We start from the raw sequence: 21,883 nt of genomic DNA, 5'->3' as shown, positions 1-21,883 counted from the left end.
CCCGTTCTCACTGTGCGCACTCTACTGGATCCCCTTCGCGCGACCCGGCGACCGCCGCACGGCCGCCCGCAGAGACTGAACCGCCCACCCGGCAGGGCCGGGTGGGCGGTTGGGGATTCAGGGGTGAAACCCCCTGAGAGCCCCGAGAGTTGGGGATTGCCCCTTACTGGGCAGCCCGGTCCCGCGCCTTGCGGCGGGAGATCTCGCGCTGGCGGTCGTTGGCGTTCAGGGTGACCTTGCGCACGCGCACGATCTCCGGGGTGACCTCGACGCACTCGTCGTCGGTGCAGAACTCCATCGCGCCCTCGAGATCCAGCTGCAGCGGCTTGGCCAGGGTCTCGAGCACGTCACCGGTGGCCGACCGCATGTTGGTCAGCTTCTTCTCACGGGTGACGTTGATGTCGAGGTCCTCGGCACGCGGGTTGATGCCGACCACGTGGCCCTCGTAGGTGTCGGCGCCCGGCTCCACGAAGAACTGGCCGCGGTCGGCCAGCTGGATCATGGCGAACGGGGTGACCGAACCGGCACGGTCGGAGACCAGCGAACCGGTGTGGCGGGCGCGGATCTCGCCCGCCCACGGGGCGTAGCCGTCGAACACGGCGTTGGCGATGCCGGTGCCGCGGGTCTCGGTGAGGAAGTCGGTGCGGAAACCGATCAGACCGCGCGAGGGGACGATGAACTCCATGCGCACCCACCCGGCGGAGTGGTTGCTCATCTGGACCATCTTGCCCTTGCGGGCGGCCAGCAGCTGGGTCACGGCGCCGAGGTACTCGTCGGGGCAGTCGATGGTCAGCTCTTCGAACGGCTCGTGGGTCTTGCCGTCGACCATCTTGGTGACCACCTGCGGCTTGCCGACGGTCAGCTCGAAGCCCTCGCGGCGCATCTGCTCGACCAGGATGGCCAGCGCCAGCTCACCACGGCCCTGCACCTCCCAGGCGTCCGGGCGGCCGATGTCGAGCACGCGCAGCGACACGTTGCCGACCAGTTCCTGGTCCAGGCGCGACTTCACCATGCGGGCGGTCAGCTTGTGGCCCGAGACCCGGCCGACCAGCGGCGAGGTGTTGGTGCCGATGGTGACCGAGATGGCGGGCTCGTCGACGGTGATGCGCGGCAGCGCGACCGGGTTGTCGACGTCGGCGAGGGTGTCGCCGATCATGATGTCCGGGATGCCCGCGATGGCGGCGATGTCACCGGCCACGGCATCCTCGGCGGGCTGACGCTCGACGCCGATGGTCTTGAGCAGCTCGGTGATGCGCACGCTCTTGACGCCGTCACCGTGCATCCACGCGACGGTCTGACCCTTCTTCAGGGTGCCGTTGTGGATGCGCACCAGGCCGATACGACCCAGGAACGGGGAGGCGTCGAGGTTGGTGACATGGGCCTGCAGGGTGGCGTTCGGGTCGCCCTTGGGAGCCGGGACGTACTTCATGAGGACCTCGAACAGCTCGTCGAGGTTCTCGGCGGCGGGCACCTGGCCGTTCTCGGGGCGGCTGGTCGAGGCGACGCCCGCGCGGCCGGAGGCGTAGAGCACCGGCAGGTCCAGGGCCAGCTCGGCGGCCTCGGAGGCCTCGTCGTCGAGGTCGGAGGCCAGGTCCAGCAGCAGGTCGTGCGACTCCTCGACGACCTCCTCGATGCGGGCGTCCGGGCGGTCGGTCTTGTTGACCACCAGGATGACCGGCAGCGAGGCCGCGAGGGCCTTGCGCAGCACGAAGCGGGTCTGCGGCAGCGGACCCTCGGACGCGTCGACGAGCAGCACGACGCCGTCCACCATGGACAGACCGCGCTCGACCTCACCACCGAAGTCGGCGTGGCCGGGGGTGTCGATGACATTGATGACGGTGACCGAACCATCGGCGTTGTGCCGGTGAACAGCGGTGTTCTTGGCGAGAATGGTGATGCCCTTCTCGCGCTCGAGGTCACCGGAGTCCATCACTCGGTCGACGAGTTCGGCGCGTTCGGCGAACGCGCCGGATTGCCGGAGCATGGCGTCGACCAGTGTTGTCTTGCCGTGGTCGACGTGCGCCACGATGGCGACGTTGCGGAACTCGACAGACGACACGTTTGATTCCTCCTGGTGAAAAGTCTGATGCCGACCCGGGTGGGTCTCATGCGTGGGTAGGCCAACTTCGAGACATGGCGAACTCCACCGGGCATGCGGCGAGCTACACATTACCGTCCGGCCGAAATCACACGTTGAATGGGCTGAGGTTAGGTTAAGCTAACCAACATGGGCAAGGTGAAGGCGAAGGACGTCTCGGGTCTCGAGCCGAAGAAGAAGTGCTGCCGCAAGAAGACGCGGTGCGTGAAATGCCCTGTCGTGATCATGCGCATGAAAAAGGCCGAGGCCCAGGGCTGTCGCGGCAAGGAGCTCAAGAAGTGCCTCAAACTCGCGCGGGCGGCCTGAATCCGGAGTAGACCGGGTCTATGAGTCCCGCGAAGCTCTCCGACGACGACATCGCCAAGGCCCTCACCGAACTGCCCGAATGGACCCGCGAGGGCGACACCATCACCCGCACCATCGAGGCCGCCTCTTTCCTTTCCGGCATCGAACTGGTGCGCCGGGTGGCCAGCGCGGCCGAAGCCGCCAACCACCATCCCGACATCGATATCCGCTGGCGGCGGGTCACTTTCACACTGTCGACCCACGACGCCGGCGGCCTCACGCCACTGGATACGGCTCTCGCTCGAGAGATCGATCGGCTGCACGCACAGGGCTGACCCGGCGACCCACCACGATCATCCAGCCGAACAGCACCAGCACCCCGATCGAGTTCGCCGCACCCAACCAGGACAGGAACCACGGACGCGAGATATCCCACATCGATTTCTGAATCGTGCCGAGCACGAACGGAATCCCGATGACGGTATTGAACATCCAGTACGCGAACATCAGGCGCGCGCCGAACGCCTCGCGCAGGGGGCCGTAGCGCAGCCACAGCACCAGCGGCACCAGGCAGATCCAGTGGTGTGACCAGGAGATCGGGGCCACCATCATGCCGAACAGCTGCACGATGAGCAGCAGACCCAGCCGGTCGCCGGAACGCAGCGCGCGCCAGGCGAAGAAGGCCAGCACGGCCGTGACCAGCACCGCCGACTTCCACAGCAGCCCGGAGCCGATGTCGTGTCCGGCGATGCGGCTGAGCGCGCCGCGCAGCGATTGATTGATCACCGAGCCGACCGGGCCGATGCGATGCGGGTCGTTGATCAGCTCCCCGTAGAACCGGTGGGTCTCCTTGGGCGTGAGCAGATACGTCAGGCCCATGGTTCCGAAGAAGGCCGCCGCCGAGGCGACCACCGCGAACCACTGCCGGCGTGCCACGAAATACAGCCCGGTCACCGCCGGCGTCAGCTTGATGCCCGCGCCCAGGCCGACCAGCAGACCCGACACCCACCATCGGGTGCTGCGCGCCGCCAGCATGGCCAGCAGCACGATGAAGACGTTGACCTGGCCGTAGTCGAGCGTCGATCGCACCGGTTCCAGCCACATGCCGCCCGCGGTCCAGGCCACCGCGGCCGTGCGCCAGGACTGTTCGCGCATGGCCGCGCGGCCCACGATCATCTCGAACGCGATCCACACGATGCCGAACAGTGCGGCCGTGGTCGCGAGGATCCAGCCGACGGCCACGAGATCGAACGGCAGGAAGTGCAGCGGATACAGCAGCAGCGCCGCGAACGGTGGATAGGTGAACGGCAGCGGAAATTGTGGGGAACGACTGGAATCGGTCCAGTCGTAGAGGGTTCCGTCGAACAGGTGCGCGGAACCTTCCACATAGACGTGCAGGTCCACCAGGATCAACTTGCTGGGGAAGAACAGCGCCCATGCCAGGCGACCCAGTACCGAGATGCCCAATGCTGCGGCAGCCAGGTAGAAACGACGATTCACGGCACGAACTTTCGGTCGGATGGATCTCACCGACCGGAAAATCTCGGCTGGCGAAGCGGCTTGCGGAGTGTCGACAAGCGTAGCCACACAATGGAATATCCCGCGCTACCCCAATATTCAGGGCACCCCCGCGGCACTACTTATATCACCGGTCGAATCACCGGCCGGACGGCACATGGTCACGTGACCGATTCACCGACCGATCCGTCGCGGGCCGCCCGGCCCGAATGATCCAGACGAACAGGGCGAGCACGCCGAACACGTCGACCGCGCCCAGCCAGGACAGGATGCCCGGCCGCGAGATGGTCCAGATCGAGCTCTGGAAGAAGCCCAGCACCCAGGGCACGCCGATGAGCGTCACCGCGAGCCAGTAACCGGCCAGCACACGCGCACCCGCGGCCTCCCGCAGCGGGCCGTAGAGCAGCCACAGAATGACCGGGAGCAACCAGATCCAGTGGTGCGACCAGGAGATCGGCGAGACCATCAGCCCGAACAGCTCGACGATGATCAGCGTGCCGAGCCGGTCGTCGGAAGCCAGTGCGCGCCACGCGAAGAACGCGAGCACGGCCGTCAGCAGGGCCGCCGCCATCCAGATCGGCCCGGACACCACGTCGTAGCCGAGCAGGCGGCTGAGTGCGCCGCGCAGCGACTGATTGCTCGACGAGGCCACCGGTCCGATGCGATGCGCGTCGCCGAGCAACTCCCGGAAGTACTTGTTGGTCTCGCCGGGGGTCAGCAGATAGGTCAGGCCGATGGTTCCGAAGAAGACCAGCGCCGACCAGATCGCCGTGATCCAGCGCTTGCGCGCCGCGAAGTACAGCCCGGTCACGGCCGGCGTCAGCTTGACGCCCGCGGCCACGCCGACCAGCGTGCCCGAGACCCACCAGGGGGTGCTGCGCACCGCGAGCATGGCCAGCAGCACCAGGAACACATTGACCTGGCCGTAGTCGAAGGTGGACCGCACCGGCTCGAGCCACATGCCGACGGCCGTCCACGCGAGCGCGGCCGTGCGCCAGGACTGTTCGCGCATGGCCGCGCGGCCCGCGATCATCTCCAGCGCGCACCACACCACGCCGAACAGGGCCGCCACCGTGGCCAGCAGCCAACCGATGGCGACCACGCCGAAGGGCAGGAAGTGCAGCGGGTAGAAGACCAGCGCCGCGAAGGGCGGGTAGGTGAAGGGCAGCGGAAAGTCCGGGGTCTTACTGGAATCGGTGTAGTCGTAGAGGTGCCCGCTGCCGAAGTTCGCGGACCCGTCCACGTAGACGTGCAGGTCCACGAAGTTCATGCCGTTGGGCAGCAACAGGACCCACGCCAGCCGGGCCAGCACCGAAATACCCAGTGCCGCGACGGCGAGTTGACGGTGTCTGTTCACGAGACGTGTCGATTCACGGCACTGTCTTTCGGCTCGGGGCGGGCTACAACGGCACGACGGCCGCGACAAGCCTAGTCGCCACGGCGAATCTGCCGCACCGCCAGGACCTTCAGCTGTAACATTTGCATCACTGACCACATCAGTAACACATGATCTGGTCGCTCGTTCGGATACCGTCAGCTGATCTAGTTCGCCAAGATCGCGCCGTGGCTGTACAACAAGGCAGCCCGGTCCCTAGAGTGGCGCGGAGCGATGGCTCCATCGCCGCTAGATGTCCCTGAAGGTAAGGACGGCTACACCAGTGCTTCGCACCCGAGGATCGCGATTCGCTCTGTCCGCGCTGGCCGTGGCGGCCTGCGCCACCGTCGTCGTGCCGACGGCCTACGCCAAGCCCGCGCCGGTTTCGCAGACGACCACGACGATTCCGATGATCCCCGAAGGGGTTCCGGTCGATGCCCTCGCCTCGCTGGTGCCCGCCATCATCGGCGCCGCCACCGGCCCGGCCGACATCGCCGATCCCGGCCCGAAGAACGCCATCCTCGCCCAGGCCAAGCAGCTGCTGGAGAACAGCAACCTGCCCGATCAGGTGAAGACCACCCTGCTCGCGGTCATCACCTTCCTCGACGGCAGCGGCGGTGGCGGCCCGGACATCCCGAAGGACGGCCCGGTCATCGCCCAGTTCCTGTGGCCGACCATCGGCAAGGGCTGCATCTCCTCCTCCGCCGACTCGGTGGGCACCGCGCTGGCCGTCCCCGGCCCCGCCCAGCTGCCCCCGCCCGGACCCGCGCAGGGCCAGGCCGGTTTCGTGTTCACCGCGCTGGGCACCAAGCAGCCCACCGACATTCAGACCACCCCGATGACGGTGCAGTGGCTGAACCTGGACACCCGCGCCACCGGCACCATGAACCTGACCAACGAGCAGCACATCAACCCGGACGGCCCGGCCACCCTGTCGGCCATCGCCAACACCGGCACCGGTCGCGTGGTCGCCGTCGTCTCGGGCTCGCTGACGACGCAGGCCGACCCGGAGTCGCAGCCGATCACCTGCTCGTTCCTGCCCACGATCGGTTTCTTCACCGTCACGTAGGCGACCACCCGCGTTCTCGAAGGGCTCCCCGGCTTCCGGGGAGCCCTTCGTCATTCCGGCAGGTAGTGGATTCCGGCCAAGGACACGCCGGAATGACGGGTCGGTCCGCGTCGCTGTGGTAGACCGAGGACATGGCCGCTGTGACTCACCCTGTGCGGGGACTGCATTCGCGCCGATCGATCCTCTCGATTCGCTCGGAGGGATCGATCCTGTCGATCGGCTCGGCCTATTCGATCCTGTCCATCGGCAGCGTGGGTTCGGTGCTGTCGATCGGGTCGGTGGGCTCCTTCGGCTCCATCATTTCCTCGGCCTCCTTCGGAAGCCTCGGCTCCGCCTTCTCGGGCGTATCCCGCTGGTCCCTGTTCTCCTGGGCCGGGGATCGTCAGGCGTTCGGCGACGGCCGCGACGAGGACAAGGCCGATCCGCATTTCACGCTGCGAGTGGTCCCGGAAGAACCCGACCTGGCCCTCGACCCGACCTGCCACTGCCAGACCTGACCCGCTCCCCCTTCATCATCGTGCCGCGCTGCCGGAGGCAGCGGGGCACGAGAGCTTCGAGAGTCGGGACTTACCACCATTGGCCGTACTGCGCGGCCAGGACATTGTTGACGTCCACCGAGATGCCACCCACCTCGCGCTTGTCGATTTCGAACTGGTGCAGGTGGGCGGAGGGGTGGACGTAGCCCTTCGGCGTGCCCCAATTGTGTTGCCAGTAGAACGAACCCAGCCCGGCGTCGCGAATGTTGTCGATGGTCGGTGAATTGGCGTAGACACCTACCCGGTCGCGCCCCAGCACCGTTTCCCAGCCGCGCAGATACGGCTCGATCATGGACTCGAAGTCCTCATCGCTGGGGTTGTCGTCGATCGAGGCATAGATCGGCGCGCTGTCGGGGCCACCGGCGGCCTTGTGCAGGATCAATCCCCGTGCGGCGTGCTTCAATCCGGCCTCGAGACCACCGCGCCAGTCGGCGGTCGGGCCCTTGCCGAACTGGTAGCAGGAGACCACGGACAGGCCCGCGGCGCGCAGGGCGTCGACCTCGCGGGCCAGCAGCGGTTTGCCCGCCATCCATTCCGCGCCGGGCCGCCGGTCCGAGACGTAGCGGATCACGCCGATATGGCCGTCGTCGCTGATGGATTGGGCGGAGGGAACACCGCCGGCGTAGTCGAGCAGGGTGCCGAGCGCCTGCTTCTTCGCCTGCGCGGTGGCGGGAGGGAGGGTCAGTCCGGCGGTGATTCCGGCGGCGAGAACCGTTGCGCCGGATAGGAAGTTCCGTCGATTGACATGGACAGGACGCATCTCTGGGCTCCTTCACGCGCACTCACTGGTCGAACATGTCGATCACAAAAGCGGCGTGCCCGGCGCACCTTCCCCGATGAACAACAAGATCATCCGTGCGCCGGGAGCCCTGAACGTGCCCTCATTTCACCATATTCACATTGGAATCGCCAGGCTCATCGAGCACAGCGGCACCATATGTCACATGCAGGCGAAACCGGGCAGTGCCGGGAAAAGAGCGAACCTGCAGCTATCAGACCCGCGTGGCGTTCAGTCGCGCGCCCACATCGATGGTCCGGCGCGACACGTCGGCCACCTCGGTGCGCACGACACGCGCCACCTGTGACGCGATCTGCTTGCGCATACCGGCGATCTTGCCGAGCGCGGCCGCCCGCCAGCCCTCGGCCGTCATGTCCAGGTCGATGTCGCCGGCCCGCGGCGGCACCGCGTCGATCACGATCAGCAGGGGTTCCGCGGCGCGCGCGGTGAGCGCCACCGGCACCTGGACCTCGGCGCGGTAGCGGTTGGTCTTGAGCACGTCGACCGAGATGTCCAGGCTCACCGGAATGGTCAGGTCGAAGCGGACCAGCGCGGGATCGTGGTTGCCCGATTCCGCCGCGGCCGCGAGGGCCGCCGCCGATTCGGCTGCGGTCTTGGGCAATTCGGCGATCCGCGGCTCGGGCGGCGGCGTGGCCGTCACCGGCCCGGCCTCGGCCACCTTGGGCAGGCGCACACTGCCCTGCACCATGACCTCGGCCTTGTTGCCCGGCCCTGTGCGCATGGGCCCGACCTCGATGGTCTTGCCCGCCATGGACTCCACCACCTCCCGCACCCGTTCCGCGGTGACGATGCGGGCGAAGAAGCGCCGCCCGAACTCGTCGTAGCCGATCCAGTCGTGGGTGGGCCGGCCCGTGTAGGGCGAGCGGGTGTTGTTGAGAATCGCCTCGACGTCGAAGGTGCGGGCCCGCTGCGAATCCGGGTCGGCCAGAATGCCGTTGATGCGGCTCGCGACCTCGCGCTGCACCAGCTGCGCGATCGGGTTCAACAGCAGTTCCCACGCCGTGCCGATGGCCTGCGCGCGCATGACGAAGCTGACGTCGCGGCCGGTGACCGGGGGAATGTCGATGACGATGAGCAGTGGGTCGGCGGTGCGGGCGTGCATGGTGAGGTCGATCTCCACGACCGCTTCCAGCCGCAGGCGCTGCCCGCCGAGGGTGACGTCGACCCGCAGTTTCACCGGGAGCATGACGTCGAAGTGCACGTGCGGCCCGCGCCGGATGACGGTCGGTTTGCCGATGCTGCCCTTGGCCACGAAGCGGGCGAGTCCGGCGGGCCCGATTCCGAAGGGGCCGATGGTGATACCGCGCCCGGCCACACTGGAGACCGCGGATTCGATCCGGGATTCCGTCACCGCCGCCGCCACGAAACGTTCGCCGAATTCGGCGTAATCGATCCAGGTCGGTTCGTCGGACGACGTCATCCAGCTTCTTTCGTCGGGCGGGGACCCCTGTCCTGCCGATGAGGGGGCAGCAGGACAGGGATCAATCGACGACGCTGCCGGGCGCCGTCGAAACCATCGTAAGCGGAAGATGCGCCCTGGAGTACACCCCGCCCCGCGTGTTTCCAGAATGTGGAATCAGCGTGTTCCCAATCGCCCGAATCCGACCAGCCCCGATGTGCCGGATGGGCGGAATTTGTGGATGGCGACACCACCGGATTCTCCGGCCTCATTGCCACCCACCGTGGTGATGGTATCGGAATCTACGGCGATCACAATATTCGTGTGCTGATGGAAGACACTGGAATCCGCGTACATCACCACGTCGCCGACCCGCGGTAGATATCCGTTGTTCGCCTGCTCGAAACGGTGCTGTCCCCGGAAGTACTCCTCCAACGTGTACACGCCGGGAATCCGCCAGGATCCGGAATTCGGATTGCTGAAAGGTTGTTCGGCCTCGCGCATGACCCAGCTGACGAAGTCGGCGCACCACGGTTCGGCAATGCCCTCGGAGTATTTGTCCCGACCGCTCTGTTCGTCGAATTGCTGTCGCAGCACGTCCACCACCTTGGACTGCTCCGAGCTCAACGCCGTGGAATCGACGTCCGGAAAATCGTGCAGCAGATGCCCATCCATCGCTCGCGGGCCGTAGGGCTCCTCGTGCCGATGTTGCCACCAGCGCACGCCGAACAATCCCCCGACGCTCAGCGCCGAAATCACCACCAGCGCAACGACTCCCACCAGCATCCGACGGCGGCGTCGGGTCCGTGGTCTGCGCTCCGGCTCGCCTGTCATCCGGTCCTCCCCTTCCGGCCGTCCATCGGCCCTATCAGGTAGGACGTCGCCGCGGACCGGACAGTTCCGATCGCCGGAGATCTTCACAATATCTCCACGATCGGCGCCGGAACCTTCACGATCTGCGCACCAACCGGCTGCGGCCGGCCGGACCCAATCGGCTGGCCTGCATGAGGCCGACGCCCGGGGGCGCGAGTTCGACCAGTTCGGACTGCACCCGGGCCTGCAGGGCCTCGGCCGCGGCGCGGTGCGCGGCAGCCTGCGGGTGGTCTCCGAGATAGCCGGCCAGCTCGGCGAGCACGTAGTCCATGGGTCCGAAGACCGAGGCGCCGGTCTCGAGCCCGCAGATGGTGCCGGCGTAGGGCAGCAGCTGCCGATAGACGGTCACCGCCATGACGGGATCGTCGAAGGCGATGGCGAGGCGGGCCTTGACCGCGGTGAAGGTGGACCAGAACTGCGGGGCGGGCGTGGGCGCGGCGGCCAGCACGCGGCGGGCCTCCTCCACGCGGCCCGAATGCACCAGGGCCAGCGCGTACCCGTGCACGAACAGCTCGGGTTTGAGGGCGGTGCGCTCGCGCAGATCGTTCACGTATTCGGACATGTCGTTGCGCAGCCAGCCGATGGAGACCGCGACGCCCACGTGCAGCGCGTTGGGATCGCGGGTCGGTTCGGCCGCGCCCTCGCCGGAGTGCGCCACCAGCTCGTCGAGATCCGCCGAGCCCTCGCCGAGCAGGCGCTGCACCTCGTCCATGTTGCCGCGCAACAGTTCCAGCACCATGCCGAAGGGCGCGATGGCGTCGAGCAGATGCCGTAGCTGTCCGTCGGTGGCGTATTCGCTGGCACTGCGAGCGTGTTCGGCGGCGGCGACCAGATCGGCGTCGGCCAGGGTGGCGCGGAACAGCAGATAGTGCGCGAGCGCGCGGAATTCGGTGAGCTCGGCCTCGGTCGACACCCGGAGCAGTTGCGCCGCATATCTTCTCAGGTCATGGGCGCGCAGGAATCCGCCGGCCGCGAAGGCCGCGAACGCCTGGGCGTTGAGGACCGTGCACACCAGATCCGGATCGCCGAGCGGCTCGGCCAGCGCCATGGCCGCCGCCGCGATGATCCGCGCCACCGAGGGATCCTCGATGGCCCGATCGAAAACGGCGGTGACCTGCAACTGAATCCGAGTCCGCACCGGCAGCCCGGTATCGGCCGAGGCGGTCCGCAGCGGTTCCCGAATCCGCGGATCCGGCGTGTGCCAATCGTGCACCGACCAGATCAACGGCGTCGGCCAGCAGGTCGCCGCATGCGCTAACAGCCCTGTCCCCCCGAGGGATTCGGCCAGATCCAACGCCTGTTCCCGCGCGGCCCGCGCCGCGATGTGCTGTCCGTCGTAGGCCAGCGCCACCACCAGCTCGCACCGCGCCTCCAGCACGGCCAGCCGATCCGCGAGCGCGGCCCCGGCCTCCGAATGCCCGGCCAGCTCGTGCAGCGCCAGCACCGACCGCCACCGCCGCACGGCATCGGCCCGCATCCGCCGCTCCACGCACCGCCGGGCGGCCGCCCGCACGTAAGGCAATGCCACGGTGGCGTTTTCGGTATCGGCCCCCAGGGCCGCATGATGCGCCAGCGCGTCGATGTCCCGCCCCCGCGGCACCACGACGTCGCCACGCCCGGATTCGGTTCCCGAGAAAGCGAACCGGGGCTGCCACCCCGCCGAGGAGCCGCCCGTCCCCCGGCCTGTCGCACCCGCGGCAGCCCGCGCGCCCACCACACCCGAAGCCCTCACGCCTGCACTGCCCGAAGCAACCGCGCCTATTGTGCCCGTCGCACCCACGTCCGTCGCGCCCGAAGCCGTCGCACCGGCGGCTGTCGCGCCCGCCGCTGTCGCGCTCGTCATCCCGGCATGCTTCTGGCTGGGATCCCTACCAGCGCCGTGGATTCCGACCGGGGGCGCGCCGGTATGACGAGGAGCGGCCCCCGCAGCGCCGTCGCCGGCGGGGGCGTCGGCGCGGTCGAGCGGTTGGGCGGTCGCGTCCGGGCCACGGTGGGTCGGCGGATCACCGCCTTCCGGTTCAGGCGGGGCCACTTTGCCGGAAGCGACGATCTCGTCGGCCGCGACGTCCGACCTGGTCCGCCCGGTCTGCGGTTCGGCGGCGACCTCGTCGGCCCCGCGCAGGGCGGCCAGCGCGCGGTCGGCGCGCTGCGGGACCCCCGGCCGCGGCGATCCGAGCAGTGCCGCGACCAGGTAGTCGGCTCCCCACAGGGCGTCGAGCGTCCGATTCCCCACGCCCGCAGCGGCTTCCACCGCTGCCGAGGGAGTGCCGCCCGCGCGGGTTCCGGGTCGTTCGGCGTCGTGCGCCGGGTGGCTCGCACCCGGCGTGCGGCGGTCGGCGTCCGGGTCGCGGCGCAGGTATTCGAAAGCGGCCCAGTGCATTCGGGTGCGGCGCAGGGTGGGGAGGTCGAGGTAGACGGCTTCGCGGACCAGGGCGTGGTCGAAGATGACCCGGCCGGCGCGGTCGGTGCGGAGCAGGCGGGCCGACTCGGCGGTGGCGATGAGGTCGATGACGGCATCGGCGGGTCGGTCCACCGAGGCGGCGAGGGTGGCCATGTCGCTGTCCTCGCCCCAGACCGAGAGGTGGCGCAGCAGGTCGACCACATCCGGCGGGAGCTGGGCGATCCGGCGGCCCAGCAGATCGCGGACGCTGTCGGGCAGGGCGTCGGTGGTGCCCTGGGTGGCAACGAGTTTGGCCAGTTCGCGCACGAACAGCGGGTTGCCGCCGGTGCGGCGGCGCAGCAGTTCGACGGTGCGGTCGTCGAGATCGGTGAGCCCGGCGGCGGCCGCGGCGCGGCGCGTGCCGGCCATGTCGAGGCCGTCGAGGTCGATGCGGTCGGCGGTGAACAGCGCCAGGGCCGCGGCGGTGTCGCGGACGCCGGGGCCCGCCTCGGTGCCGCGCAGGGTCGCGACGATCAGAATCGGGCTGTCGCGCAGCCAGTTCACGACCTGGCGCAGCACCTGCAGCGTGGCGGTGTCCGCGCCGTGCACGTCCTCGAGCACGATGGCGATGGGCGACCCGGCCGAGCGTTCCCGGCAGGACCGGACCACGCGCCGCGCCAGCGTGAAAGCGTCAGCGGCGGTGAAGGTTTCGGGATCGGCGGCGTCGAGGCCGGTCAGCACCTCGGCCCAGGCCCAGGCGGGCGGCGCGGACTCGACCTCCGGGCAGCGGCCGAAGACGGTGGTCCAGCCGCGATCGCCCAGGTGCCCGGTGATCGCGGTGGCGAGGGTGGTCTTGCCGGCTCCGGCCTCACCGGAGAGCCACACCAGCCGCGCGTGCCCGGCGAGCGCGGATTCGGCGGCGGCCAGCAGGGCCTCGCGCTGCGGCGCGTATCCGGTGTCCGGCAAGGGTTCCGGGTCCGGTCGCGGTGCGGGCTCGGGGGGCCGCACAGGTGCGGGCGGGGCCGCGGTCTCGGTGTCCACCGAATGGGTGAGGATGGCGGTCTCCAGATCCCGCAGTCCCGGACCGGGATCCACGCCGAATTCCAGGGTCAGGAATTCGCGGCTGCGGCGCACGGTGGCGAGCGCGTCCAGCGACTGTCCCAGTCGGTACTGCGCGACGGCCAGCAGCCGCGCGCACTCCTCCCGCCCCGGATGCTCCTCCAGAATGGGACGCAACTCCAGCACCACCTCGGCGGGCCGGTTCATCTCCAGCGCCGCCTGGGCGCGCAGTTCCGCCGCGGTCAGGCGCAGGGCCTGCAGGCGGGCGGCCTCCTGTGCCGCCCAGGGCATTCCGGGAAAGGATTCGAAGGCCCCGCCGTGCCAGCAGCCCAGCGCGGCGTCCAGTACCCGCACCTGCTCGAGCGGTTCGGGCCGCCCGGCGGGGTCGCGCATGGCGGCCTCGTGCCCGTGCAGCAACTGTTCGAAGTGCCAGGAATCCACTTGGGACGGCTCGAGATTGAGCGCATAACCGTGCGATTCGGAGACGATGATCCGCGACTGCGCCCGCCGCGGCCGGTCCGGCTCGAAGACCCGGCGCAGATTGTGGATGTACACCTGCAGCGCGGCAACGGCTTTGGCGGGCGGGTCACCGTGCCAGAGATCGTCGATGAGCCGTTCGGTCGGCACCACCCGGCCGCCCGCCGCGACCAGCCGTCCCAGCACCGCGCACTGCATGGGCGCGCCCGGAGGCACGCGTGATCCGTCGATGCTGATGTGCAGTGGGCCCAGCACCCCGATGCGTATGAGCGCCATGTCGCTGTGCGACCCCCGTACCCACTTCGAATAAAACCAAACAGGATCCTCTCAATATGACAGAAATTCTGTGGGAGTACCCAGTCTTGTGATCCGGCTTAACTCGATACGAAGACGCTCCGAAGAGTTGTCCCGCACACTGCCCAGGGTGTTCGACTCCACTCCGCCGCCGGACGCCGATCTCACGGTGTTGCACAGCCTTCCGCATCCGGCCTGCCTGCACGACGGCGGCTACGACGTGGTCGCCGCGAACGAGACCTTCGCGAAGCTGTTCCCCGGCACCGGCCCGGGCGCGAATCTCATGACCGCGATCCTGCTGGAACCCATGGCCCGCTACCGACTCGGCGACTGGGAAGCCGAAGCGCAGGTGATGGTTTCGACCTTCCGGGCCGCCACTCCGGAGTTGAACCCGGAGCGGGTCGAGGAGATCGTCAATCTGGCCCGGCGCTCCCCGGACTGGGATCGGCTGTGGGCCGCCGAGGCGCCGCCGCTGGATCCGCGCGAGCGCACGGTGCTGATGAACGATCCGGTGACGCGCAAGGAGCGCCGGATGTATGTGCAGACCTTCGAGTTCCGCTCACCACGGCGGCCGTGGTGGCTGCTGACCGTGGTGCCGTTCGACTGATTCAGGCCTGGGCGGCGGGCACTTCGAACCAGCCGTCCTCCGGTTCGGCGTAACCGTGGTACATGAGCGGGATGCGCCGGTCCACGCCGAAGTGGCGGTACACCGCGAGCATGGCCGCGCGCACGGCATGGTCGTGGAAGTCGTCGATGCGCCGCGGGCCCAGCCAGTGTTCGGGGAGCAGGGCCAGGCGGGTCATCTCGTCCGGGTCGTCCAGGTCCAGTCCGATCGGACCGGGGTCGGCGATGAAGTGATCGTGCAGCACCGCGTGGGTGACGTGCGGATCGTGCCGTCCGGGTCCGAAGGCGAGGAAGCGGGTGCGGATGGCGGGTGAGCCGTGCGCCTGCAACCAGTCCACGAGATGCGGGTTGGGGCGCGGAATCGACCTGGCGGACAGGGGAGTCTGCTCGACGAGGTGCAGGACGCTGGCGCCGCGGACGCGGGGTTCGGGCACGAGGAAGAGGCTGAGCACAGGAGATCCGGATACTCGGTCCGAGAGGCAGACCTTCGTGCGCATGGGGTCGGGCATGCGCCGCTCCTTACGAGGGAGGGGTGGCTGGCTTCGTGCACCGAATTATAGTCGCGAAACATCAATCGGACCGACCGGTCTTCCGGTCGATCCGATTGCGGCGCCGCGGGTCAGCTCGCTCAGGCCCCGACCAGTCGGCTGCGGTTGCGCTGCCGGGTGGGCTGCGCCGCCAGCTGACCCTCGATGGTGGCCCGGACAGTCGGCCACTCCTCGTCCAGGATCGAGTAGAAGGCGGTGCTGCGCACCTCGCCGTCGAGCCCGCGCGAATGCGCCCGCCGCACCCCGTCGCTGGTGGCGCCGAGCCGCTCGATCGCCATGCGGGAGCGCAGGTTTCGCACATCCGCCCGCATGGCGATGCGCTTGACCCGCCACACCTCGAAGGCGTGCTGCAACAACAGCAGCTTGGACTCCAGGTTGATGCCCGCGCCGCGCGCCTCCCGGGACAGCCAGGTGTTCCCGATCTCGGCGGCATCGGGCACCGCGAGCAGCGGATCCCCGGTGGGCGTGCCGTGCACCAGCGGCCAGACCACCGGACCCTGCCAATAGTCGAAGCGCGTGAACCGGGTCGAGCCCAACAATCGGCCACTGGCGACGGCGATGATGGCGAACGCCAGCGAGGTGCCCGAGGCATGCCCGGACAACGCTTGGGCGACATATTCCAGCGACTCGTCCACACCGTGTGGGACAGGCGTGAACGCATAGTCATCACGGTTCCCCGCAGCAGCCTCCGCAAGCCCCGTGGCATGCTGCGGCGCAAGGGGTTCCAGCCGTACCAGACGGCCGGTCAGAGTTACGGGTACGGGCACGTTCCCTCGATCTTTCAAGTCGGTCGGGGGCTCGCGTCAGGCAGTGGCCGCCCCGGTCAGACGCTCCGGAATCGACGAACCAGCCCTGGCGCGCCAGTAGCAGCATCGGATAGTGGGATGAACGATAGCGGAACACCAGCGCACCGCGCCGCAGGCGGCATGTAAATTTCGTGCGCATTACCGCGCGTCGCACGGGCGTTTCACAGGTGTCGTTCAGCCGTTATCCGGTGGGGCATCCGCTACCACCCGGCGACCCCTCCCGGGAATGGCCGGAAATGCGAATACCTATGCGCTGGAAGGTATTACTACGCCGCTCTCAGTCCCAGAAGCCGTCGTGCACCGCACGGGCCTGGGCGAGCTCCACCGGACCGACGACCGCCGTCGCGCGCTGCCCCGCGGCGAACACCTCGCGGCACGGCAGCGCCATGGTCGGGTTCTCGGGATTCGCGCCGGTCAAGGCCAGCAGCTGGTCCTCGCCGAGGGCGTACACCACCCGCCCGATATTCCCCCAGTAGATCGCCCCGGCGCACATCGCACAGGGCTCGGTACTCGTGTAAAGCGTGCAGCCACGCAGAAACTCGGGCTCATAGGCGGCCGTCGCCGCCCGCACCAGATTCGTCTCCGCGTGACCGGTCGCGTCGCGCCCCTTGGTCACCGTGTTCTCGGCCTCCAGCAACACCGCCCCGTCGGGCCCGGCGAGCAGCGCGCCGAAAGGATGATTCCCGCCTTCTCTCGACCGCCGCGCAATGGCCACGGCCGCCAGCAGATTCCGGCGATCGAGGTCGCTCACGCCACCCGCCTCCTGCCCGATGCTCATGGCGGAATCATCCCCCGACTCAGACGCCGACGCGAACCCGCCCGCGAAACGCGTGAGACCCACCCGGATCCGGGTGGGTCTCACGCATTTACGCCTCGAATCAGACGTTGAAGCGGAACTCGACGACGTCGCCGTCGGCCATCACGTAGTCCTTGCCTTCCATGCGGACCTTGCCCGCGGCCTTGGCGGCGGCCATGGAGCCGGCCTCGACGAGGTCGGTGAAGGCGACGATCTCGGCCTTGATGAAGCCGCGCTCGAAGTCGGTGTGGATGACGCCTGCCGCCTTGGGGGCGGTGTCGCCCTGGTGGATGGTCCAGGCGCGGGCTTCCTTCGGGCCGGCGGTGAGGTAGGTCTGCAGGCCGAGGGTGTGGAAGCCGGCGCGGGCCAGGGCGTGCAGGCCGGGCTCGGTCTGGCCGATGGACTCGAGGAGTTCGAGGGCGGATTCGTCGTCGAGCTCGAGGAGTTCGGCCTCGACCTTGGCGTCGAGGAAGACGGCGTCGGCCGGGGCGACGGCGGCCTTCAACTCGGCCTTCTTGGCCTCGTCGGTGAGGATCGACTCGTCGGCGTTGAAGACATAGAGGAACGGCTTGATGGTGAGCAGCGAGAGTTCCTTCAGCAGCTCGGTGTCCACCTGCGTACGGGCGGCGAAGAGGGTCTTGCCGCTGTTGAGGATCTCCTGCGCCTGCTTGGCGGCGTCGGCGACCGGCTTGCGGTCCTTCTTGACCTTGGCTTCCTTCTCGAGCCGGACCACGGCCTTCTCGAGGGTCTGCAGGTCGGCGAGGATGAGCTCGGTCTCGATGACCTCGATATCGGACAGCGGATCGACCTTGCCGTCGACGTGGATCACGTCGTCATCGGCGAAGACGCGCACGACCTGGCAGATGGCGTCGGCCTCACGGATATTGGCGAGGAACTTGTTGCCCAGGCCCGCGCCCTCGGACGCGCCCTTCACGATGCCCGCGATATCGACGAACGACACCACCGCGGGCACCAGGCGCTCGGACCCGAAGATCTCGGCCAGCTTGTTCAACCTCGGGTCCGGCAGCGGCACCACGCCGACATTCGGCTCGATGGTGGCGAACGGGTAGTTCGCGGCCAGCACGTCATTGCGCGTCAAGGCGTTGAACAGCGTCGACTTTCCGACGTTGGGCAGGCCGACGATTCCGAGGGTGAGACTCACGAGAGAGGGAGTCTACCCGGACCGCCGACCCGCCCCGTAACCCCAGGTCCGGGGGTCGGGTTCGGTGTGCCCGTCAGGCGCGGGGGTCGCGGCCGAGGTAGGTGAGCAGTTCGTCGGCGACCGGGGTGTCGCTTGCGGGGACGCCCGCCACGACCGCGGCGAATACGCCGTAGTCGCGCAGCGGTTCGATGCTGCCGCGGGCGGCGGTGAGCAGGTGCCCGGCGAGCTCCTCGGTGAGCGGCGAGGGCTGACCGGTGCCGATGGCGATGTCCCAGGCGTGCGCGGCGGCGTCGAGCGCGCACAGGACCGCGGCCACCGGGGTGGGAAGCTCGCCGTGCGGCAGCGGGGTCGGGACGGATTCGGTGTCGTCGGAGACGGTGGCCCAGGCCGTGGCGGTGGGTTCGATTGCGGCGGAGACGAACTCGGCCACCGAGCCGTCGATGCCGCCGGACGGCTCGAACGGGTTGTAGGCCGGGCCGTCGCCGATGCCGAGGAACTTGGCGTACGCGAGCTGGTCGCCTGCCGCGTGCTGGATCACCTGCGCCACAGTCCATTCCGAGCAGGGAGTGGAGTTGTCCAACTGGTCCGCTCGGACCGCCGCGACCGCCTCGGTGAGGGCCCGGTGCGAGGCGGCGAGCACATCGCGCCAGACCGGGGCGAGGGCGGCGGCGGGGGTGATGTCGGTCTGCGGGTTGGTGCTCATTGTTCTTACCTCTCAGGTCGTTTCGATCCGTTGAGACAAAGGTATGACCCGATTAGGCTAGATTCCTTCCTAATAATCCGGCCGACGGAAAGGGTGCGGTGTGACCTCGACCACAACCCGCCTGCTGCGCCTGCTGTCCCTGCTCCAGGACCGCACCCACACCGGCCGTGAACTGGCCGAACGCCTCTCGGTCACCGACCGCACCCTGCGCCAGGACGTCGCCCGACTGCGCGAACTCGGCTATCCCGTGCACGCCGAGCGCGGCCCGATCGGCGGCTATCGCCTCGGCCAGGGCGCGACCATGCCCCCGTTGCTGCTCGACGACGACGAAGCCGTAGCGGTCGCGGTGGCCATGAACATCGCCGCCGACGGCAGCACCGGGATCGCGGACATCCAGGCGAATCTCGAACGCGCCCAGTCGAAGATGGACCGCATCCTCCCGAAACGCCTGCACCGCAAGGTGACCGCCCTGCGCGCGGTCACCGACATCGGCCCCGCCGTCACCGGCTCCCGCGAACCCGACGCCCCCGTCCCCGCCGAAACCCTCGCCACCCTGGCCACCGCCATCCGCGCCACCACCACGATCCGCGCCGGCACCCGCGACCTCGAGCCCTACCGCCTGATCAGCTGGCAGCGCCGCTGGTACCTGGTCGCCTACTCCCTCGAAACCCACACCTGGCAAGCCCTTCCCGTCGCCTCGCTACCCGAGATCCGCCCGGCCGACCGCCATTTCGCCCCGCGCCCCCTCCCGGACTCCGACCTGGTCGCCTTCGTGCTGCGCGAAATAGCCTCCACCGGTTGGCAAGTCCACGCCCGGGTCACCATCCTGGCCCCCGCCGAAACCGTCATATCCCGCATCAACCCCACCGTCGGTGTGGTGGAACCGGTGGACGATTCCAGCTGCCTGCTCCTGACCGGCGCCGACCGCCTGGAAACCATCGCCGTCTACCTGAGCATGCTCATGATGGACTTCCGCGTGGACGATCCCCCCGAACTGGTCGCCCACATCCGCACCCTGGCCCGCCGCTACGCGGCCGCCACGCCGCACGACTGATCCTGGTGGATTCCGGGTGATCTCAATTGGTTCGGATCTGGAGGCCGGGGTTCTCGGCGACCACGTCGGCCATCGATTGGGCGATCATCGTGAGTTGGGGGTGTGCTCGGAATATGGTGTCGGCGAGGGGTGAGATCCGCTCGAAATCGGCGCGGCTGCCGCCGGCGAGGATGCGGCGCACGATCTCCTTCAAAGGTGAGGGCAGGGGTGGCGTCTGCACTGCGTCGGGCTTGTCGGTGGGGAATCGGGTTGGGTCGTCGGTGTAGCCGCCCCGGCTGACTATGCCCATCGCGAGGGTGCCCGAGACCAGGGCGCCGCCGCTGTCGCCGGGCAGGGACAGTGCGGTGTGGGTGAAGCGGATGGGTGGGCGTTGCGGGTCGGGCTGGTCGACTTCGAGGATGACGCCGCAGGTGAATCCGGTGGTCGCCCCGGACTTGCAGACGGGTTCACCGACCACGGGAACACCCACGCCGGTTATCGGAAGCGTCCCGCTCGACGTGCGAACCAGGTTGTTGCGGAAGGAATCCCGAGCGTCATCGGCGATCCGCACGACGGCGTAGTCCCGCACCCCGTCCATCACCGATTCCTCGAACGAACCGTTCTGCGCGCCGATCTTCAGATCCGACGTGAGCTCATGGGTTCCCCGATCCCCACCGGCCGGACGATCCTCCTGCCCGGTGGCGGCATCGCAATGGCCCGCGGTCACCGCTGCCGGATTCCCCTCGGCATCAAGGGCATTGAACGCCCACGAACAAGCCGACCCGTTGTCGACCACATAGCGGTCACCCCCGGTGACCTGTGGCGCGAACGAATTCGCGACCGGCCCCGCGACGAGGGAAATGTCGCCCGGCTCAACGCCACCGGCGTCCTCACCGCCCACGTCCTCACCACCCGCGTCGGCGAGGGTGAAGCCCGCCGCGCGAACCGCGGCACGGGCACCGTCGTCCCCGGGCTGGACCGCGACCTCCGCAGTCCCCCGCCCATCCAGCCATGACCCCCTCACCGCGCCGGGGTGGCGATCTCGCATCTCCGCCGCGAACACCGACAACCGCTGTGCCGAATCCACCCGCCGCAGATACTCCCCCGCGTCCAGCCCCAGATCCCGCCCGATCGCCGCGACCAGCCCAGCGGGCAGCTCGGCCGTGTTCTCGACGCGACCATCTGCCGCGCGCCCGGTCACCGGCACCACCGACATCAACCCGACAACCGCCGCAACGAGCAGGCACGCCCGCCCGGCCTGCCACCGCAAGTTGGCCATACGAACAAGTTAGCGGCCCGCGACCCCGAAAAGTGCTATCCCGCAATCAAAGGCGCGTTGAGCCCGGGACCGGACCGCCTACAGGCGATCCCGGAGGGTGGACAGGCCGGTGCCGGTGAGGTCGTCGCAATAGGCGGATCGTCCGGCCATGGCCATGACCAGGGCCACGGTGGGACCACTGACGAGGGGCCCGCTGCCGGTGCTGAACGGGCCATCGTTCGCTTCGAGGCGCAAGCCTTCGATCACGGTGTGACTCGCGACGGTGAAATCTCGGCTCGCATAGAAGTGCGCGACTGCCGTCTGAGCCTCGATGGAAGGCGTGCGCGCGATCCCCAAAGGCCGCCGAATATCTTGGCCATGCACGATCACCTCGCCGAGCCAGGCCGCCGTGTGACCGGAGGGTGCGACGGTGCCGGGAATGATCGCCCGGAACCGAGCCAGGGTTTCGGCGGGGTTCGCGCCGCGATGGCGGGCTACCTGACGGGCGTTGTGTTCGTCGAAGTCGAAGCGGGCCCGCAGGACGCTGAGCAGCCAGCGCATACGGCCGTTGCTCGCGCCCGCGGTGAGGTGCGCGACCGCCTCTTCCACTGTCCAATTTCCGCACAGCGACTGTTCGGACCATTGACCGTCGGTCAGGTCGGCGAGATCGTCGGCCAATGCCGCGCGTTCAGCCTGGATCATCGTCCACAGCTCATCGCGGGAAACAACGTCCGGCACTCGAAAACCTCCCAGCTCGACGGCACGGCAGCACGGCCGTTCATGTCGGTAGA

Annotated in this window: 20 protein-coding genes; 6 read left to right on the top strand and 14 right to left on the bottom strand. The window is 68.6% G+C overall.

Going from position 1 to position 21,883, the window contains the following annotated elements; genetic code table 11:
• Positions 1-163 precede the first annotated feature (163 nt).
• Positions 164-2,059 carry a translational GTPase TypA gene (gene typA, locus GPX89_RS32010; RefSeq protein ID WP_328602523.1) on the bottom strand — a complete coding sequence of 632 codons (1,896 nt, stop codon included), beginning with the start codon at positions 2,057-2,059 and terminating at the stop codon, positions 164-166.
• 168 nt (positions 2,060-2,227) lie between these two features.
• Here typA and GPX89_RS44005 point away from each other — a divergent pair, with 168 nt between their 5' ends.
• Positions 2,228-2,404, top strand: coding sequence for a hypothetical protein (locus GPX89_RS44005; protein WP_198347690.1), 177 nt, complete (start codon positions 2,228-2,230; stop codon positions 2,402-2,404).
• Between the two features lie 20 nt (positions 2,405-2,424).
• Positions 2,425-2,718 carry a 4a-hydroxytetrahydrobiopterin dehydratase gene (locus GPX89_RS32005; protein ID WP_157391435.1) on the top strand — a complete coding sequence of 98 codons (294 nt, stop codon included), beginning with the start codon at positions 2,425-2,427 and terminating at the stop codon, positions 2,716-2,718.
• On the opposite strand, the gene GPX89_RS32000 is transcribed toward GPX89_RS32005, so the two are convergent.
• Positions 2,660-3,883, bottom strand: coding sequence for a mannosyltransferase (locus tag GPX89_RS32000; protein ID WP_328602522.1), 1,224 nt, complete (start codon positions 3,881-3,883; stop codon positions 2,660-2,662). The genes GPX89_RS32005 and GPX89_RS32000 overlap by 59 nt on opposite strands.
• Before the next feature lie 157 nt (positions 3,884-4,040).
• Complete coding sequence (locus tag GPX89_RS31995; protein WP_157391434.1) at positions 4,041-5,327, bottom strand: mannosyltransferase; 1,287 nt, start codon at positions 5,325-5,327, stop codon at positions 4,041-4,043.
• A 232-nt stretch (positions 5,328-5,559) separates the two neighbouring features.
• Here GPX89_RS31995 and GPX89_RS31990 point away from each other — a divergent pair, with 232 nt between their 5' ends.
• Both GPX89_RS31990 and GPX89_RS31985 read left to right on the top strand, forming a co-directional pair.
• On the top strand, positions 5,560-6,345 hold the full coding sequence (locus GPX89_RS31990; RefSeq protein WP_328602520.1) for an Rv1157c family protein: 786 nt from the start codon (positions 5,560-5,562) through the stop codon (positions 6,343-6,345).
• A 131-nt stretch (positions 6,346-6,476) separates the two neighbouring features.
• Positions 6,477-6,842, top strand: a complete 366-nt coding sequence (locus GPX89_RS31985; RefSeq protein WP_157391432.1) for a hypothetical protein — start codon at positions 6,477-6,479, stop codon at positions 6,840-6,842.
• Positions 6,843-6,912: 70 nt separating this feature from the next.
• Here the strand turns inward: GPX89_RS31985 and GPX89_RS31980 are convergent, their stop codons facing one another.
• The 4 genes from GPX89_RS31980 to GPX89_RS31965 form a co-directional block, all read right to left on the bottom strand.
• Positions 6,913-7,641: a DUF1906 domain-containing protein gene (locus tag GPX89_RS31980; RefSeq protein WP_157391431.1), complete on the bottom strand. Its 729-nt coding sequence runs from the start codon at positions 7,639-7,641 to the stop codon at positions 6,913-6,915.
• A 232-nt stretch (positions 7,642-7,873) separates the two neighbouring features.
• Positions 7,874-9,100: a hypothetical protein gene (locus GPX89_RS31975; RefSeq protein ID WP_157391430.1), complete on the bottom strand. Its 1,227-nt coding sequence runs from the start codon at positions 9,098-9,100 to the stop codon at positions 7,874-7,876.
• A gap of 156 nt (positions 9,101-9,256) precedes the next feature.
• Entirely contained in the window at positions 9,257-9,913 is a 657-nt protein-coding gene (locus tag GPX89_RS31970; protein WP_235948566.1) for a CHAP domain-containing protein, read from the bottom strand.
• A gap of 115 nt (positions 9,914-10,028) precedes the next feature.
• The gene (locus GPX89_RS31965) at positions 10,029-14,144 is read right to left on the bottom strand and encodes a BTAD domain-containing putative transcriptional regulator (protein ID WP_157391429.1); all 4,116 of its coding nucleotides are present in this window, start codon (positions 14,142-14,144) and stop codon (positions 10,029-10,031) included.
• Positions 14,145-14,292: 148 nt separating this feature from the next.
• Between GPX89_RS31965 and GPX89_RS31960 the strand changes: the two genes are divergently transcribed.
• Positions 14,293-14,769, top strand: a complete 477-nt coding sequence (locus tag GPX89_RS31960; RefSeq protein ID WP_157391428.1) for an MmyB family transcriptional regulator — start codon at positions 14,293-14,295, stop codon at positions 14,767-14,769.
• A 1-nt stretch (position 14,770) separates the two neighbouring features.
• Here the strand turns inward: GPX89_RS31960 and GPX89_RS31955 are convergent, their stop codons facing one another.
• The 5 genes from GPX89_RS31955 to GPX89_RS31935 all read right to left on the bottom strand — a co-directional run bounded on the left by GPX89_RS31955 (position 14,771) and on the right by GPX89_RS31935 (position 18,801).
• Positions 14,771-15,295, bottom strand: coding sequence for a hypothetical protein (locus GPX89_RS31955; protein WP_157391427.1), 525 nt, complete (start codon positions 15,293-15,295; stop codon positions 14,771-14,773).
• Between the two features lie 119 nt (positions 15,296-15,414).
• Entirely contained in the window at positions 15,415-16,101 is a 687-nt protein-coding gene (locus tag GPX89_RS31950; RefSeq protein WP_328602519.1) for a GNAT family N-acetyltransferase, read from the bottom strand.
• Between the two features lie 316 nt (positions 16,102-16,417).
• On the bottom strand, positions 16,418-16,918 hold the full coding sequence (locus tag GPX89_RS31945; RefSeq protein WP_157391426.1) for a nucleoside deaminase: 501 nt from the start codon (positions 16,916-16,918) through the stop codon (positions 16,418-16,420).
• A gap of 100 nt (positions 16,919-17,018) precedes the next feature.
• The gene (gene ychF / locus GPX89_RS31940; RefSeq protein ID WP_328602518.1) at positions 17,019-18,098 is read right to left on the bottom strand and encodes a redox-regulated ATPase YchF; all 1,080 of its coding nucleotides are present in this window, start codon (positions 18,096-18,098) and stop codon (positions 17,019-17,021) included.
• Between the two features lie 73 nt (positions 18,099-18,171).
• Positions 18,172-18,801 carry a TIGR03086 family metal-binding protein gene (locus tag GPX89_RS31935; RefSeq protein WP_157391425.1) on the bottom strand — a complete coding sequence of 210 codons (630 nt, stop codon included), beginning with the start codon at positions 18,799-18,801 and terminating at the stop codon, positions 18,172-18,174.
• 100 nt (positions 18,802-18,901) lie between these two features.
• On the opposite strand from GPX89_RS31935, the gene GPX89_RS31930 reads away from it, so the two are divergent.
• On the top strand, positions 18,902-19,855 hold the full coding sequence (locus GPX89_RS31930; RefSeq protein WP_328602517.1) for a helix-turn-helix transcriptional regulator: 954 nt from the start codon (positions 18,902-18,904) through the stop codon (positions 19,853-19,855).
• A gap of 22 nt (positions 19,856-19,877) precedes the next feature.
• Here GPX89_RS31930 and GPX89_RS31925 read toward each other — a convergent pair whose 3' ends face one another.
• On the bottom strand, positions 19,878-21,113 hold the full coding sequence (locus tag GPX89_RS31925) for a S1 family peptidase (protein ID WP_157391424.1): 1,236 nt from the start codon (positions 21,111-21,113) through the stop codon (positions 19,878-19,880).
• Positions 21,114-21,191: 78 nt separating this feature from the next.
• Complete coding sequence (locus tag GPX89_RS31920; RefSeq protein ID WP_328602516.1) at positions 21,192-21,830, bottom strand: maleylpyruvate isomerase family mycothiol-dependent enzyme; 639 nt, start codon at positions 21,828-21,830, stop codon at positions 21,192-21,194.
• Positions 21,831-21,883 lie beyond the last annotated feature (53 nt).

This window comes from Nocardia terrae (assembly GCF_009760405.1).
Taxonomy (GTDB): Bacteria; Actinomycetota; Actinomycetes; order Mycobacteriales; family Mycobacteriaceae; genus Nocardia; species Nocardia terrae.
Note: the sequence above shows the minus strand (reverse complement) of the source record. Positions and strands in the feature narration are given on the sequence as shown.